This is a genomic window from Hydrogenophaga sp. NH-16, from assembly GCF_004006415.1.
Lineage (GTDB): Bacteria > Pseudomonadota > Gammaproteobacteria > Burkholderiales > Burkholderiaceae_C > Hydrogenophaga > Hydrogenophaga pseudoflava.
In genome coordinates, this window is the sequence record NZ_CP029344.1 from 2,698,215 (window position 1) to 2,712,536 (window position 14,322).

The 14,322-nt window shown below is 65.0% G+C and carries 14 protein-coding genes; 11 read left to right on the top strand and 3 right to left on the bottom strand.

The features are described 5' to 3' along the window. Positions 1–24: 24 nt before the first annotated feature. Complete coding sequence (locus tag DD542_RS13055; RefSeq protein WP_066151031.1) at positions 25–477, bottom strand: DUF192 domain-containing protein; 453 nt, start codon at positions 475–477, stop codon at positions 25–27. Between the two features lie 134 nt (positions 478–611). Here DD542_RS13055 and icd point away from each other — a divergent pair, with 134 nt between their 5' ends. The 3 genes from icd (at position 612) to clpA (ending at position 4,870) form a co-directional block, all read left to right on the top strand. Then, a complete protein-coding gene (icd, locus tag DD542_RS13060) occupies positions 612–1,865 on the top strand; it encodes an NADP-dependent isocitrate dehydrogenase (RefSeq protein WP_066151028.1) in 1,254 nt (417 codons plus the stop codon). A 216-nt stretch (positions 1,866–2,081) separates the two neighbouring features. Further along, positions 2,082–2,438, top strand: coding sequence for an ATP-dependent Clp protease adapter ClpS (gene clpS / locus DD542_RS13065; protein ID WP_127805961.1), 357 nt, complete (start codon positions 2,082–2,084; stop codon positions 2,436–2,438). Positions 2,439–2,530: 92 nt separating this feature from the next. Then, positions 2,531–4,870: an ATP-dependent Clp protease ATP-binding subunit ClpA gene (gene clpA, locus DD542_RS13070; RefSeq protein ID WP_066151025.1), complete on the top strand. Its 2,340-nt coding sequence runs from the start codon at positions 2,531–2,533 to the stop codon at positions 4,868–4,870. Between the two features lie 77 nt (positions 4,871–4,947). Here clpA and DD542_RS13075 read toward each other — a convergent pair whose 3' ends face one another. Together DD542_RS13075 and DD542_RS13080 are read right to left on the bottom strand one after the other, a co-directional pair. After that, positions 4,948–5,721, bottom strand: a complete 774-nt coding sequence (locus DD542_RS13075) for an SGNH/GDSL hydrolase family protein (RefSeq protein ID WP_079365794.1) — start codon at positions 5,719–5,721, stop codon at positions 4,948–4,950. A 31-nt stretch (positions 5,722–5,752) separates the two neighbouring features. Continuing rightward, positions 5,753–7,294 carry a helicase HerA-like C-terminal domain-containing protein gene (locus tag DD542_RS13080; protein WP_127805962.1) on the bottom strand — a complete coding sequence of 514 codons (1,542 nt, stop codon included), beginning with the start codon at positions 7,292–7,294 and terminating at the stop codon, positions 5,753–5,755. Positions 7,295–7,382: 88 nt separating this feature from the next. Between DD542_RS13080 and DD542_RS13085 the strand changes: the two genes are divergently transcribed. The 8 genes from DD542_RS13085 to rng are packed head-to-tail and all read left to right on the top strand — an operon-like array spanning position 7,383 to position 14,315. After that, positions 7,383–8,108 carry a YebC/PmpR family DNA-binding transcriptional regulator gene (locus tag DD542_RS13085; RefSeq protein WP_066151019.1) on the top strand — a complete coding sequence of 242 codons (726 nt, stop codon included), beginning with the start codon at positions 7,383–7,385 and terminating at the stop codon, positions 8,106–8,108. Beyond that, positions 8,105–9,379, top strand: a complete 1,275-nt coding sequence (purD, locus tag DD542_RS13090; protein WP_066151016.1) for a phosphoribosylamine--glycine ligase — start codon at positions 8,105–8,107, stop codon at positions 9,377–9,379. The genes DD542_RS13085 and purD overlap by 4 nt, the downstream gene beginning before the upstream one ends. A 2-nt stretch (positions 9,380–9,381) precedes the next feature. After that, a complete protein-coding gene (hemF, locus tag DD542_RS13095) occupies positions 9,382–10,296 on the top strand; it encodes an oxygen-dependent coproporphyrinogen oxidase (RefSeq protein WP_127805963.1) in 915 nt (304 codons plus the stop codon). Further along, positions 10,296–10,946: a nicotinate (nicotinamide) nucleotide adenylyltransferase gene (gene nadD, locus DD542_RS13100; RefSeq protein ID WP_127805964.1), complete on the top strand. Its 651-nt coding sequence runs from the start codon at positions 10,296–10,298 to the stop codon at positions 10,944–10,946. Before hemF ends, nadD begins: the two co-directional genes overlap by 1 nt. Continuing rightward, positions 10,943–11,653 (top strand): ribosome silencing factor, encoded by a 711-nt coding sequence (gene rsfS / locus DD542_RS13105; protein ID WP_066151008.1) that lies wholly within the window; start codon positions 10,943–10,945, stop codon positions 11,651–11,653. The genes nadD and rsfS overlap by 4 nt, the downstream gene beginning before the upstream one ends. Further along, on the top strand, positions 11,650–12,117 hold the full coding sequence (gene rlmH, locus DD542_RS13110; RefSeq protein ID WP_079365798.1) for a 23S rRNA (pseudouridine(1915)-N(3))-methyltransferase RlmH: 468 nt from the start codon (positions 11,650–11,652) through the stop codon (positions 12,115–12,117). The genes rsfS and rlmH overlap by 4 nt, the downstream gene beginning before the upstream one ends. Positions 12,118–12,123: 6 nt before the next feature. Further along, positions 12,124–12,747: a Maf family protein gene (locus DD542_RS13115; protein ID WP_127805965.1), complete on the top strand. Its 624-nt coding sequence runs from the start codon at positions 12,124–12,126 to the stop codon at positions 12,745–12,747. A 26-nt stretch (positions 12,748–12,773) separates the two neighbouring features. Next, positions 12,774–14,315, top strand: a complete 1,542-nt coding sequence (rng, locus tag DD542_RS13120) for a ribonuclease G (RefSeq protein ID WP_066150998.1) — start codon at positions 12,774–12,776, stop codon at positions 14,313–14,315. The last annotated feature ends 7 nt before the right edge of the window (positions 14,316–14,322 follow it).

Here is a 14,322-nt window from a genome sequence, read left to right on the forward strand (position 1 = left end):
GGGCTTTTTTATTGGCGTTGTGGTTCAGCGCCGTCCTTCGAAGGGCAGCCCGCCAAGACGAGACCCCGCCTGAATGCCGCGCTTGGCGAACCAGCCCTGGTGCATCTCCAGCACGTACCGCACCGGCTTGGCGGAACAGTGGGAGTCCAGCGTCCTGGGTTTCATGTCCGCCAGGTTGACGATGGTGCCGTCGTCGGCCACAAAGGCAGCGGTGAGGGGCAGCAGGGTGTTCTTCATCCAGAAGCACTGCCCCGCGGACTCCTCGAAAACGAACAGCATGCCTTCGTTGGCGGGCATCTCAGAACGGAACATGAGACCCGTCGCCCGCTGTTCAGGAGTGGAGGCCACCTGGGCGTGAATCAGGTGCATGCCCGCCTTCAGCGTGACCTTGGGCAGGTCGAGTTGCGGAGCAGTCTGCGACCAAGCAGGAGAGACGAACAGGGCCAGCAGGCCGAGGAGGGTGGTCCGGCGAATCATAGGGAGGTTCTCGTGTCGTGCAAGCGCGCATTGTGCGCGATCAGTCTTGTCAAGCGGAATAGAATTTCCGGCTGTCTGAGCCGATTCCGGCCTCAGAGTTGCCGCATCCATCATTCCACCGGAGATCGTTTTCCATGTATCAGCACATCAAGGTGCCGGCCCAGGGCCAGAAGATCACTGTCAATCAGGACATGTCGCTGAACGTGCCGGATGAGCCTATCGTTCCCTACATCGAAGGCGATGGCACCGGTCTGGACATCACACCGGTGATGCTCAAGGTGGTTGACGCGGCCGTGGAGAAAGCCTACGGCGGCAAGCGCAGGATCCACTGGATGGAGGTGTTCGCGGGCGAGAAGTCGACCAAGGTGTATGGCCCCGACGTCTGGCTGCCGGAAGAGACGCTGGCCGCGCTCAGGGAGTATGTGGTCTCGATCAAGGGCCCTCTGACCACGCCGGTTGGGGGCGGGATCCGTTCCCTGAACGTGGCACTGCGGCAGGAGTTGGACCTGTACGTGTGTCTGCGGCCGGTGCAGTACTTCAAAGGCGTGCCGTCGCCGCTGAAGGAGCCTGAGAAGACCAACATGGTGATCTTCCGAGAAAACTCGGAAGACATCTACGCCGGCATCGAATACGCCGCCCAGAGTGACAAGGCGAAGAAGCTGATCAAGTTCCTGCAGGACGAGATGGGCGTGACCAAAATCCGCTTCCCTGAAACCTCGGGCATCGGCATCAAGCCGGTGTCGATCGAGGGCACCGAGCGGCTGGTGCGCAAGGCGATCCAGTATGCGATCGACAACGACAAGCCCAGCGTGACCCTGGTCCACAAGGGCAACATCATGAAGTTCACCGAGGGCGGTTTCCGCGACTGGGGTTATGCCCTGGCCCAGAAGGAATTCGGCGCCGAGCCCATCGACGGAGGCCCGTGGTGCCAGTTCAAGAACCCCAAAACCGGCCGCAACATCGTGATCAAGGACTCGATTGCGGACGCCTTCCTGCAGCAGATCCTGCTGCGGCCGGCCGAATACTCGGTGATCGCCACGCTCAACCTCAATGGCGACTACGTCTCTGACGCCCTGGCGGCCCAGGTGGGCGGCATTGGCATCGCCCCGGGCGCCAACCTGTCCGACTCGGTGGCCTGCTTCGAAGCCACCCACGGCACCGCGCCGAAATACGCCGGCAAGGACTACGTAAATCCCGGATCCGAGATCCTGTCGGCTGAAATGATGTTGCGCCACATGGGCTGGACGGAGGCCGCCGACCTGATCATTTCGGCCATGGAGCAGGCCATTCTCTCCAAGAAGGTGACCTACGACTTCGCTCGGCTGATGGACGGGGCCACCCAGGTGTCCTGTTCCGGTTTCGGGCAGGTCATGATTGACCACATGTAGGTCCGGTCTTTCTCCCTCCGGGGAAAGGGCACAAAAGCCGCCAGGAATTGCCATTCCTTGGCGGTTTTTTCTTGGCATCCAGGCGGACAATGGCGCCATGGAAAGGGTCAGCAACAGAGACACTAGGCACCCGGCAGGCGCAGCCCGCCCGCCGGAACTTGCCTGGACATGTCCACAGCCCGACTTGCTAGTCAGCTGGCCGCTAGAATCATTTTCATGGCCACGCAGATACCGAAGAAACCCCCAGTTCCAGCCGCTCCGACAGGCATCGGCAGCGATGACTCGGTGGTGCTTGAGCGGCGCACCCAGCGAACCAAGCCACCACAGATGTTTCAGGTCGTGTTGCTCAACGACGACTTCACGCCCATGGAGTTTGTCGTGCACGTGATCCAGGAGTTTTTCAGCAAGGACCGGGAGACGGCCACCCAGATCATGCTCAAGATCCACCTGGAGGGCAAAGGCATCTGCGGCATCTACACCCGGGACGTGGCCAGCACCAAGGTCGATCAGGTGCTGGCGGCATCCCGAGCCGCTGGTCACCCGCTGCAATGTCTGAGTGAACCGGTTGAATAAAGGCGGGTCTACCCCAACTGATGGTCTCTTCCCTGTAAACCTCTACCCGAACGCTTGCGTTTCAGATTCTCACCAGCCCAAAGGAAGCGTCCATGATTGCCCAGGAACTTGAAGTCAGCTTGCATATGGCCTTCGTTGAGGCTCGCCAGCAACGACACGAATTCATCACGGTTGAGCACCTGCTCTTGGCGCTGCTGGACAACCCCAGCGCAGCCGAGGTTTTGCGCGCCTGCTCGGCCAATATCGACGACCTGCGCAAGTCCCTGACGAACTTCATCAAGGACAACACGCCCCAGGTGGCCGGCACCGACGAGGTGGACACGCAGCCCACGCTGGGGTTCCAGCGGGTGATCCAGCGCGCGATCATGCACGTGCAGTCCACCGGCAATGGCAAGAAAGAGGTGACCGGCGCCAACGTGCTGGTGGCTATCTTCGGCGAGAAGGATTCTCACGCCGTTTACTACCTGCACCAGCAGGGCGTGACGCGCCTGGACGTGGTGAATTTCATCGCCCACGGCATCCGCAAGAGCGATCCTCCCGAGTCGTCCAAGCCTGGCGAAAGTGCTGCGGACAACGAGGAGCAGGGCGCCGAGGCCAAGAGCAACGAAAAACAGTCACCGCTGGAGCAGTTCACCCAGAACCTCAACCAGGCGGCCAAGGAAGGAAAGATCGACCCGTTGATCGGCCGCGAGTACGAGGTCGAGCGCACGATCCAGATCCTCTGCCGCCGCCGCAAGAACAACCCGCTGCTGGTCGGTGAGGCTGGCGTGGGCAAGACCGCGATCGCCGAAGGCCTGGCTTGGCGCATCACGCAGAATGATGTGCCCGACATCTTGGCCGAGGCCACCGTGTACTCGCTCGACATGGGCGCTTTGCTGGCGGGCACCAAATACCGGGGTGATTTCGAACAGCGCCTCAAGGCTGTCCTGAAGTCGCTCAAGGACAAGCCCAACGCCATCCTGTTCATTGACGAGATCCACACGCTCATCGGGGCCGGTGCGGCTTCGGGCGGGACGCTGGACGCCTCGAACCTGCTCAAACCGGCGCTGTCCAGCGGCCAGCTCAAGTGCATCGGCGCCACCACCTTCACCGAGTACCGCGGCATCTTCGAGAAGGACGCGGCGCTGTCCCGCCGCTTCCAGAAGGTGGATGTGGTCGAACCGACGGTGGAGCAGACGGTGGATATCCTGAAGGGGCTCAAGAGCCGTTTCGAGGAGCACCACAGCGTCAAGTACGCGGTGGCCGCCCTTCAGGCCGCCGCAGAGCTCTCGGCCAAGTACATCAACGACCGCCATCTGCCGGACAAGGCCATCGACGTGATCGACGAGGCCGGTGCGGCGCAGCGCATCCTCACGCCTTCCAAGCGGAAGAAGACCATCGGCAAGGCCGAGATCGAGGAAATCGTGGCCAAGATCGCGCGCATTCCGCCTGCGAACGTGTCCAATGATGACCGAGGCAAGCTGCAGACCTTGGAGCGCGACCTCAAGAGCGTGGTGTTCGGCCAGGACAAGGCGCTGGAGGTGCTGGCCGCCAGCGTCAAGATGGCCCGTTCAGGGCTGGGCAAGGCCGACAAGCCGATTGGCGCCTTCCTGTTCAGCGGCCCCACCGGCGTCGGCAAGACCGAAGCCGCCAAGCAGCTGGCCTACATCATGGGCATCGACCTGATCCGCTTCGACATGTCGGAGTACATGGAGCGGCACGCGGTCAGCCGCCTGATCGGCGCGCCTCCGGGCTATGTCGGTTTCGACCAGGGCGGTCTGCTGACCGAGGCCATCACCAAGAAGCCGCATTGCGTGCTGCTGTTGGACGAGATCGAGAAGGCGCACCCCGACATCTTCAACGTGCTGCTGCAGGTGATGGACCATGGCACGCTGACGGACAACAACGGGCGCAAGGCCGACTTCCGCAACGTCATCATCATCATGACGACCAATGCGGGCGCCGAGACCATGAACAAGGCGACCATCGGCTTCACGAACCCGCGTGTGGCCGGCGACGAAATGGGCGATATCAAACGCCTGTTCACGCCGGAGTTCCGCAACCGGCTGGACGCCATCGTCAGCTTCAAGGCGCTGGATGAGCAGATCATCATGCGCGTGGTGGACAAGTTCCTGCTGCAGCTGGAAGGCCAACTGGCCGAGAAGAAAGTGGAGGTCACCTTCACCGACACGCTGCGCAAGCACCTGGCCAAGAAGGGTTTCGACCCGTTGATGGGGGCGCGTCCGATGCAGCGCCTGATCCAGGACACCATTCGCCGCGCGCTGGCCGACGAGCTGCTGTTCGGACGTCTGACCGAGGGCGGGCGCCTGACGGTGGACCTGGAGTCCAAGGTCGGCGAGGACGGCAAGGAAACGCAGGAGGTCAAACTCGACATCCAGCCGCTGCCCAAGAAGGAAGGCAAGGCCAAGCCCGAAGAGGCCACAGCGGGCTGATCACCGCCGGCATGTTCAAAAAGAAACCCGGCAATGCCGGGTTTCTTTTTGGGCGCAGCGAGCCGAAGACCCGGCGATCACTGAGTCCGCCAGGCGAGCACGGCGTCCGCCCAGCGGTTGCCCAGCTTGGACTCCCCGCTGACATTGGGATGGACGCCGTCGTAGTTGTCGCCGGTGGAATACCCACTGGCCTGGTTGACCACCGCGATCGGCGATGTGGCGCTGGACCGGCCGGACGCGACGCCGTCGATCAGGCGGTTGAGGGCTGCGGTGCCGGAGGGGTCGGGTGCCGCCGGGATGATTTTGGCCAGCAGGATGTGGGCGTCCGGCTTGCCTGCGCGGATCGCGTCGATGACGCCGCCGAGCTCGGCGGCGATGCCACTGGCCGACTGGCCTGCGAGCACGTCGTTGGTGCCCAGATGCACCAGAACGACATCGGGCTGTGCCTGGGCCACCAGCCCGCCCACCCGGGGCGCGAGCTCGTTGACCGAATAGTCCCAGTAGCCTTCGTGGTCCAGGTCGAAGTCGGCGTTGGGTGGGTTGACCGACCCGCTGTCGCGTGAGCCTCTGGACACGCCCGATTTGCTGCCGACCAGGTTGACCGAGCAGCCCGCGCCGTTCAGGCGCTGCCACAGCACCCGGCGGTAGCTGTTGTGGCCGGCTTCGCCCTCGGTGATGGAGTCGCCCAGAGGCATGATGCGCAACGGGCCGCCACTGAGGCCACAGCTGGCCACCTTCTCGGCCGAGCTGCCACCACCTCCGGCGTCGTCGCCACTGTCGCCGCCGCCGCAGGCGCTCAACAGGGCACTGAGGCCGACCAGGCAAGCATGAGCTAAGAAGCGCTGGGGCATATGTAAGGTCCTTGGCGAATGGTTTGAAGGTTCAGCGCTTGCCGCCGAGCAGACTGCCCAGCACGCCGCGCACGATCTGGCGACCGATGCCGCTGGCCACGCTGCGGGCGGCGGTCTTGGCCATGGTCTGGACGATGCCGTCGTACTGTCCACCGCGCGGGCCGGTCCGACCAAACAGCGCTTCGTTCAGCATGCCGCCGATGCCGCCGCTTTCCGCTTCGGCTTTCTTGCCTGCAGCGCCGGGGATGCGAGGGGTCTTGGGTGCATCTTGCGGTGCGGCGTCGGCATCGTCTGCGGCACCCGCATGCTTGCGGAACATCTCATAGGCGCTTTCGCGGTCCACCACCTTCTCGTACACGCCGGCCACCAGCGAACCCTGGAGCAGCGCTTTGCGCTGTTCGGGGGTGATGGGCCCGAGCTGGCTGCCCGGGGGCAGCACGAACACGCGCTCCGTCTCGCTCGGGCGTCCTTTGCTGTCGAGCAGGCTGACCAGCGCCTCGCCCACCGCCAGCTCGGTGATGGCGGCTTCGATGTCCAGTCCGGCTTTTGGGCGCATGGTCTCGGCGGTCGCCTTGACGGCCTTCTGGTCGCGCGGGGTGAAGGCGCGCAGCGCGTGCTGCACGCGGTTGCCCAACTGCCCGAGCACGGAATCCGGGATGTCCAGCGGGTTCTGCGTCACGAAATACACGCCGACGCCTTTGGAACGCACCAGGCGCACCACCAGTTCGATGCGCTCGACCAGGATCTTGGGCGCTTCGTCGAACAGCAGGTGGGCTTCGTCGAAGAAGAACACCAGCTTGGGTTTCTCGGGGTCGCCGATCTCGGGCAGGCTCTCGAACAGCTCCGACAGCATCCACAGCAGGAAGGTGGCGTACAGGCGCGGCGCGTTCAGCAGCTTGTCGGCGGTCAGCACGTTGATCACGCCCTTGCCACCCACGGTCTGCATGAAGTCGCTGATGTCGAGCATGGGCTCGCCAAAGAACTTGTCGCCGCCTTGCTGCTCGATCTGCAGCAAGCCGCGCTGGATGGCGCCGATGCTGGCCGCACTGATGTTGCCGTACTCGGTGGTGAACTGCTTGGCGTTGTCGCCCACGTGCTGCAGCATGGCGCGCAGGTCTTTCATGTCCAGCAGCAGCAGGCCGTTGTCGTCAGCGATCTTGAAGACCAGGTTGAGCACGCCGGCCTGGGTGTCGTTGAGGTCCAGCATGCGCGACAGCAGGAGCGGGCCCATGTCGGAGACGGTGGCCCGCACCGGATGGCCCTGCTCACCGAACACGTCCCACAGTGTGGTGGGGCAGGCCTGGGGCGGGGTGGGGGTGAGGCCCCGGTCGGCCAGGATCTTGCGGACTTTGTCGGGCAGGTTGCCGGTCTGGCTGATGCCGGTGAGGTCGCCCTTGACGTCGGCCATGAACACCGGCACGCCGATGTTGGAGAACTGTTCGGCCAGGGTCTGCAGTGTCACCGTCTTGCCGGTACCGGTGGCGCCGGTGATCAGCCCGTGGCGGTTGGCCAGACCGGGCAGCAGGTGGCACTGTGTACTGGCGTTCTGGGCGATCAGCATCGGTTCGGCCATGTCGGGCATCCTTGCAGAGAGAGGAGAGGGTGGGTCGTAAAATCGAGAGTTATTACACCAAATTCTGGTCAGAAAAAAGGACTCTCTCGTGGCTGGACACAGCAAATGGGCCAACATTCAACACCGCAAGGGCCGGCAGGATGAGAAGCGGGGAAAGATCTGGACGCGCGTGATCCGAGAGATCACGGTCGCAGCCCGCACGGGCGGTGGCGACCCGGCCATGAACCCGCGCCTGCGGCTGGCGATTGACAAGGCCAAGGCGGCCAACATGCCAGCCGACCGCATCAAGTACAACGTCGACAAGGCTTCGGGCAACCTCGAAGGCCAGGCGCTGGAAGAGATCCGCTACGAGGGCTACGGCATCGGTGGCGCCGCCATCATCGTCGACACCATGACCGACAACAAGGTGCGCACCGTGGCCGAGATCCGCCACGCGTTCAGCAAGTACGGTGGCAACCTGGGCACCGAAGGTTCGGTGGCCTTTCAGTTCAAGCACTGCGGTCAGATCATCTTTGCGCCCGGCACGAGCGAAGACAAGGTCATGGAAGTGGCGCTGGAAGCCGGGGCCGAAGACGTGATCACCGACGACGATGGCGCCATCGAGGTGCTGACCGCCTACACCGACTTCGAAGCGGTGAAGAACGCGCTGGAAGCGGCTGGCCTCAAGCCCGAAGTGGCCGAGGTGACCATGCGGCCCGAAAACACCATCGAGCTGACCGGCGACGACGCCGCCCGCATGCAGAAGCTGCTGGATGTCATCGAAGACCTGGACGATGTGCAGGACGTGTTCCACAACGCCGAGATCAACGAATGAAAGTCCTGGTGATTGGCGGCGGTGGCCGCGAGCACGCGCTGGCGTGGAAGCTCAAGCAGTCTGAAGGCGTGGAGCAGGTGTTTGTCGCACCGGGCAATGCGGGCACCGCGCGCGATGTGCAGCTGACGAACCTGCCCATCACCGACAAGGTGGCGCTGCGCGAATGGGCGCAGGCCAACGGCATCGGCCTGACCGTGGTCGGCCCCGAGGCGCCGCTGGCGGCCGGTGTGGTGGACGAGTTCCGTGCCCATGGTCTGGCCATCTTCGGTCCGACGCAGAAGGCCGCGCAACTCGAAAGCTCCAAGGCCTTCAGCAAGGCCTTCATGCAGCGCCATGGCATTCCCACGGCCGAGTACCAGACCTTCACCGACGCGGCGCAGGCCCATGCCTATGTGGACGCCAAGGGCGCGCCCATCGTGATCAAGGCCGACGGGCTGGCAGCGGGCAAGGGCGTGGTGGTGGCGATGTCGCTGGTCGAAGCGCACGAGGCCATCGACTTCATGCTGCTGGACAACAAGTTGGGCGTGGCGCACAACGAAGGCGGCGCTCGCGTGGTGATTGAGGAGTTCCTCGAAGGCGAAGAGGCCAGCTTCATCGTGCTGTGCGACGGAGTGAACGCGCTGGCGCTGGCCACCAGCCAGGACCACAAGCGCCTGCTGGACGCCGACCAGGGTCCGAACACCGGCGGTATGGGCGCCTATTCGCCTGCGCCGGTGGTGACGCCCGCGGTGCACCAGCGCGCCATGGACGAGGTGATCCTGCCCACGCTGCGTGGGATGGCGGCCGACGGCATTCCTTACACCGGTTTCCTGTACGCCGGCCTGATGATCACGCCCGATGGCCGTGTGAAGACGCTCGAATTCAACTGCCGCATGGGCGACCCGGAGACCCAGCCGATCATGATGCGGCTGCGTTCCAACCTGGCCCAGGTGCTGCTCTCGGCCACCCGCGCCGAGCTGGACCAGGTGACGCTGGACTGGGACCCGCGCGTGGCGCTGGGCGTGGTGCTGGCCGCCGCCGGTTACCCCATGAACCCGCGCAAGGGCGACGCCATCAGTGGCCTGCCAGCCGACGAGGCCGACCGCATGGTGTTTCACGCCGGAACGGCCGATGCCAACGGTCAGGTGGTGGTCTCGGGCGGCCGCGTGCTGTGCGTGACGGCGCTGGCCGACACGGTGGCCGCCGCGCAGCAGAAGGCCTACGGCGTGGTCGATGGCATCCGCTTCGACGGCATGCAGTGCCGCCGCGACATCGGTTATCGGGCGCTCTGACCATGAAAAATCCCACCCAGAGGGTCCGCGACCACCTCGTCAACCTCCAGGACCGCATCACGTCCACCATTGCCGTGGTGGATGGCGGGAGCTTCGTCGTGGACCACTGGAAAAAACCGGCGGGCGAGCGCCTGCAGGGCAGTGGCATCACCCAGATCCTCGAAGACGGCGCAGTGTTCGAGCGGGCAGGGTGTGGTTTTTCGCATGTGACGGGGCCCGCCCTGCCGCCCTCGGCCACCCAGCACCGGCCGGAGCTCTCGGGGGCACCCTTCGAGGCGATGGGCGTCTCGCTGGTGTTTCACCCGCGCAACCCCATGGTGCCGACCGTCCACATGAACGTTCGCATGATCGCTGCCACGCCGAAGGGCGGGCAACCGGTGTGCTGGTTCGGCGGGGGCATGGACCTGACGCCGTACTACGGTTTCGAGGAGGACGCCGAACACTTCCACCGCACCTGCAAGGCCGCGCTGGACCCGTTTGGTGTCGACAAATACCCTCGCTTCAAAAAGTGGTGCGACGAGTACTTCTACCTGAAGCACCGCGACGAGCAGCGTGGCATCGGTGGCGTGTTCTTCGACGACTTCTCGGAGCTGGGCTTCGAGGGCAGTTTCGCCATGATGCGATCGGTGGGCGATGCCTTCCTGGACGCTTACCTGCCCATCGTGGACCGTCGCAAGACGCTTCCTTCTGGTGAGCGTGAGCGGGAGTTCCAGCTCTACCGCCGTGGCCGCTATGTGGAATTCAACCTGGTCTGGGACCGTGGCACCCACTTCGGCTTGCAATCTGGCGGGCGCAGCGAGTCCATCCTGTTGTCCATGCCCCCCCTGGTGAGCTGGTCCTACCAGCGCCAGGAAGCGCCCGGCTCCCACGAGGCACAGCTCTACAGCGACTTCCTGGTGCGCAAGGACTGGGTTTGATGTCTTCTGGGCGGTCGAACGACCGGACGGTGCCCGTACGAAGGGTCGGCCTGTTCGGCGGCGCATTCGATCCGCCGCACCGTGCGCACCGACTGTTGGTGGAGTCTGCGCTGGATGTGCTGCGGCTCGACCGCCTGCACATCCTGCCCACCGGGCGTGCCTGGCACAAGGCGCGCGCGCTCAGCCCGGCGGAGCACCGGCTGGCCATGTGTGAGCTGGCCTTTGGCGACCTGGGGCGCGTGTGCGTGGACCGCCGCGAAATCGATCGCCCGGGCGACTCGTACACCATCGACACCCTGGACGAACTGGCGCTCGAATATCCGGGGGCGGGCCTGTTCCTGATCATTGGCGAAGACCAGCTGGCCGCCTTCAAGACCTGGAAGCGCTGGCCGGAGGTGCTGCATCTGGCGCGGCTGGTGGTGGCGGGGCGTCCCGGCTTCCCGTCTCCTGCGACCCGCGTATCTGGTGATGCCAGCGACGACCCGCCCGTGCCCCACCTTCGGCTTCCGTTGCCGCTTTCGCCCATCAGCTCCACCGCCCTCCGCTCGATGGCGTCTGCCGGCGCGGCGCCCCAGGAACTGGCCGCGCTGGTGCCCGAAGCCGTCGCCGGCTATATTTCCACCCATTCCCTTTACCAGCAGCCTTCATGACCAGCGAAACCACCGCCAAAAAAGACATCCAGAAACTCCAGCGTGCCATCGTCGACGGTCTGGAGGACGTCAAGGGCCAGGACATCGTGGTCTTCAATACCGAAACGCTGTCCCCGCTGTTCGAACGCGTGATCATCGCCAGCGGCACCTCCAACCGGCAGACCAAGGCGCTTGCGTCCAGCGTTCGCGACGCTGTGCGGGAGGCCGGCTTCGACAAACCCCGCATCGAGGGCGAGGACAACGGTGAGTGGATCATCATCGACTGCGGTCAGGCGGTCGCCCATGTGATGCAACCGGTGATCCGGCAGTACTACCGCCTGGAAGAGATCTGGGGCCAGAAGCCGGTACGACTCAAGAGTGCTGCCGAGAAGGCCGCCGAGGCGCGCGCGGCCGCCAAGCCGGCGGGCAAGACCACCCGCAAGGGCGTCGAGAAAGAGGTCAAGCCGGTGGACGCCAAGTCCGTGGCCCGCAAGCAGGCCAAGGCGGCCGCTGCTGCGGCGGCACCCGCGAAAGCGCCTGCCAAGAAGGCCACAGCCAAGACTGCAGCCGTCAAGACACCCGCGGCCAAGGCGACACGCAAGACCGCTGGCTCGGCCAAGACGGCCCAACCCAAAGCGGTGCTGCCCAAGCTGGTCGTGAACAAGCCCAAGCCGGCGGCGAAGAAACCCGCCGCCGCGAAAAAGGCCGCGCCCAAGAAGAAGGCATGAAGCTGGTGATCGTCGCGGTCGGGCAGCGCATGCCCGACTGGGCCCAGACCGCCTACGACGACTACGCCAAACGCTTTCCGCCCGAACTCCGGGTGGAACTCAAGACCGTAAAAACCGAGCCGCGTGGCGCCAAGACGGTGGAAACCGTCATGGCTGCCGAGCGTGAGCGCATCGTGGCCGCGCTGCCCAAGGGCTGCCGCGTGGTGGTGCTCGACGAGCGTGGGGCGCAGCTGACCACCAAGGCGTTGGCCCAGCAGCTCAAGGCCTGGCAGCTCGGTGGCGACGATGTGGCGCTGGTGATCGGTGGGCCGGACGGCCTCGAACCCGCGTTTCGCGAAGCGGCCCACCAGCGCATCCGCCTGTCGGACATGACGCTGCCCCACGCCATGGTCCGGGTGCTGCTGATCGAGCAGCTCTATCGCGCATGGTCGATCAACGCCAACCACCCTTACCACCGGGAATGATCCGCCGTGAGTGACTTCATCTACCTGGCTTCCCAGAGCCCCCGCCGCAAGCAGTTGCTTGAACAGTGGGGTGTGCGCTGCGAGCTGCTGTTGCCCGATGCCGACGAGGATGTCGAGGCCCTGGAGGCGGTGAAACCCGGCGAGGCGCCTGCCGCCTACGTGCAGCGGGTCACCGCTCTGAAGCTGGAGGCGTCCGTTGACCGGCTTCGGCGCAGGGGATGGCTGCTGGCGCCGGTGCTGTGCGCAGACACCACCGTGACGCTCGGGCGCCGCATTCTGGGCAAGCCTGCTGACGCCGCCGAGGCCCGGCGCATGCTGTCCGATCTGTCCGGCCGTCGCCATCGCGTGCTGACGGCGGTGGCGGTGGCGCGACCCGGGGTCCGAGGTCCGGGCCGCCAGTGGGCGGCGCTGTCCACCTCGCAGGTCGAGTTCGACCCGTGGAGCGGCGCGGACATCCGGCGCTACGTGGACAGCGGCGAGCCCATGGGCAAGGCTGGTGCCTATGCCATCCAGGGCGCGGCGGCCCTGCACATCCGGCACATCAGCGGCAGTTACTCGGGCATCATGGGTTTGCCGGCCCATGAAACCGCGCAACTCCTGCGGGCTGCTGGCGTGCGGCTGGCCTGCTGAACCCTGAACACAATCACGAGGCATCGATGAGCCAGGACATCCTGATCAACTGGGCACCCCAGGAAACCCGCGTGGCGGTGGTGGAACAGGGCGCGGTGCAGGAAGTGCACCTCGAACGCACGCTGGAGCGCGGCCTCGTGGGGAACATCTACCTGGGCAAGGTGTCCCGCGTGCTGCCGGGCATGCAATCGGCCTTCATCGACATTGGCCTGGACCGTGCGGCCTTCCTGCACGTCGCTGACCTGATGCCCAACATCAACGCCAAGCACGCGGCGCCGCGCGAGCGTGCCGCCGCCCAGCCGGGGTCCGAGGCCCCCAACGGCGGCGCCAACCGCGTGCTGACCCCTGACCCGGTGCAACCGATCGAGCGGCAGATCTTTGAAGGACAGGCGCTGATGGTCCAGGTCCTGAAGGACCCGATTGGCACCAAGGGCGCCCGCCTGACCGCGCAGATCAGCATCGCTGGCCGGCTGCTGGTGTTTCTGCCGCAGGACAACCACATCGGCGTGTCGCAGAAGATTCCCTCGGCTCAGCGCGAGTCGCTGCGCCAGCGCCTGCTGACACTGACGGCCATGCCCGACGGCAGTGCGGCCGGTGGCTTCATCCTGCGCACCAACGCCGAGGACGCCAGCGACGAAGAACTGGGCGAAGACATTGCCTACCTGCGCAAGACCTGGCAGCGCATCAAGGATGCGGCTTCGCGCCAGCCTGCGGCCACCGTGCTGCATGTGGACCTCAACCTGATGCAGCGGGTGTTGCGCGACCTGGTGGGCGCGCAGACGCACTCGATCCGCATCGATTCCCGCGAGCAGTTCGGGCTGCTGCAGTCCTTCGCCGCGGAATTCATGCCCGACACCGCCAGCAAGCTGCAGCTCTACACCGGCGAGCGACCGATCTTCGACCTGTTCAACATCGACGAGGAGATAACGCGCGCGCTCAGTCGCCGGGTCGACCTCAAGTCTGGTGGTTATCTGGTGATCGACCAGACCGAAGCGCTGACCACGGTCGACGTGAACACGGGCGGGTTCGTCGGGGCCCGGAATTTCGACGACACCGTCTTCCGCACCAATCTGGAGGCCGCGCAGGCCATCGCGCGCCAGCTGCGGCTGCGCAATCTGGGCGGCATCGTCATCGTGGACTTCATCGACATGGTGCGTGAAGACCACCGCGACGCCGTGCTGACCGAGTTCCGCAAACAGTTGTCGCGAGACCGCGTCAAGACCATGACCGGCGGCTTTTCGCAGCTCGGCCTGGTGGAGATGACCCGCAAGCGCACCCGCGAGTCCTTGGCCCACATGCTCAGCGAGCCGTGCCCGTCCTGCGATGGCAAGGGTGTGGTGAAAACTGCGCGCAGCGTCTGCTACGACATCCTGCGCGAAATCCTGCGCGAGGCGCGTGCCTTCAGCCCACGCGAGTTCCGGGTGGTGGCTTCACCCCGGGTGATCGAGCTTTTTCTGGACGAGGAGGGGCAGCACCTGGCGGGTCTTTCGGACTTCATCGGCAAGCCCATCTCTCTGCAGGCCGAGAGTTCGATGACCCAGGAGCAGTACGACATCGTCCTGCTCTGAGTCCTGG

Coding starts and splice junctions, on each gene's coding strand:
- purD (WP_066151016.1), top strand. CDS start 8,105: ATGAAAGTCCTGGTGATTGGCGGCGGTGGCCGCGAGCACGCGCTGGCG.
- clpS (WP_127805961.1), top strand. CDS start 2,082: ATGGCCACGCAGATACCGAAGAAACCCCCAGTTCCAGCCGCTCCGACA.
- rng (WP_066150998.1), top strand. CDS start 12,774: ATGAGCCAGGACATCCTGATCAACTGGGCACCCCAGGAAACCCGCGTG.
- rsfS (WP_066151008.1), top strand. CDS start 10,943: ATGACCAGCGAAACCACCGCCAAAAAAGACATCCAGAAACTCCAGCGT.
- DD542_RS13055 (WP_066151031.1), bottom strand. CDS start 477: ATGATTCGCCGGACCACCCTCCTCGGCCTGCTGGCCCTGTTCGTCTCT.
- clpA (WP_066151025.1), top strand. CDS start 2,531: ATGATTGCCCAGGAACTTGAAGTCAGCTTGCATATGGCCTTCGTTGAG.
- icd (WP_066151028.1), top strand. CDS start 612: ATGTATCAGCACATCAAGGTGCCGGCCCAGGGCCAGAAGATCACTGTC.
- rlmH (WP_079365798.1), top strand. CDS start 11,650: ATGAAGCTGGTGATCGTCGCGGTCGGGCAGCGCATGCCCGACTGGGCC.
- DD542_RS13075 (WP_079365794.1), bottom strand. CDS start 5,721: ATGCCCCAGCGCTTCTTAGCTCATGCTTGCCTGGTCGGCCTCAGTGCC.
- nadD (WP_127805964.1), top strand. CDS start 10,296: ATGTCTTCTGGGCGGTCGAACGACCGGACGGTGCCCGTACGAAGGGTC.
- DD542_RS13080 (WP_127805962.1), bottom strand. CDS start 7,294: ATGGCCGAACCGATGCTGATCGCCCAGAACGCCAGTACACAGTGCCAC.
- hemF (WP_127805963.1), top strand. CDS start 9,382: ATGAAAAATCCCACCCAGAGGGTCCGCGACCACCTCGTCAACCTCCAG.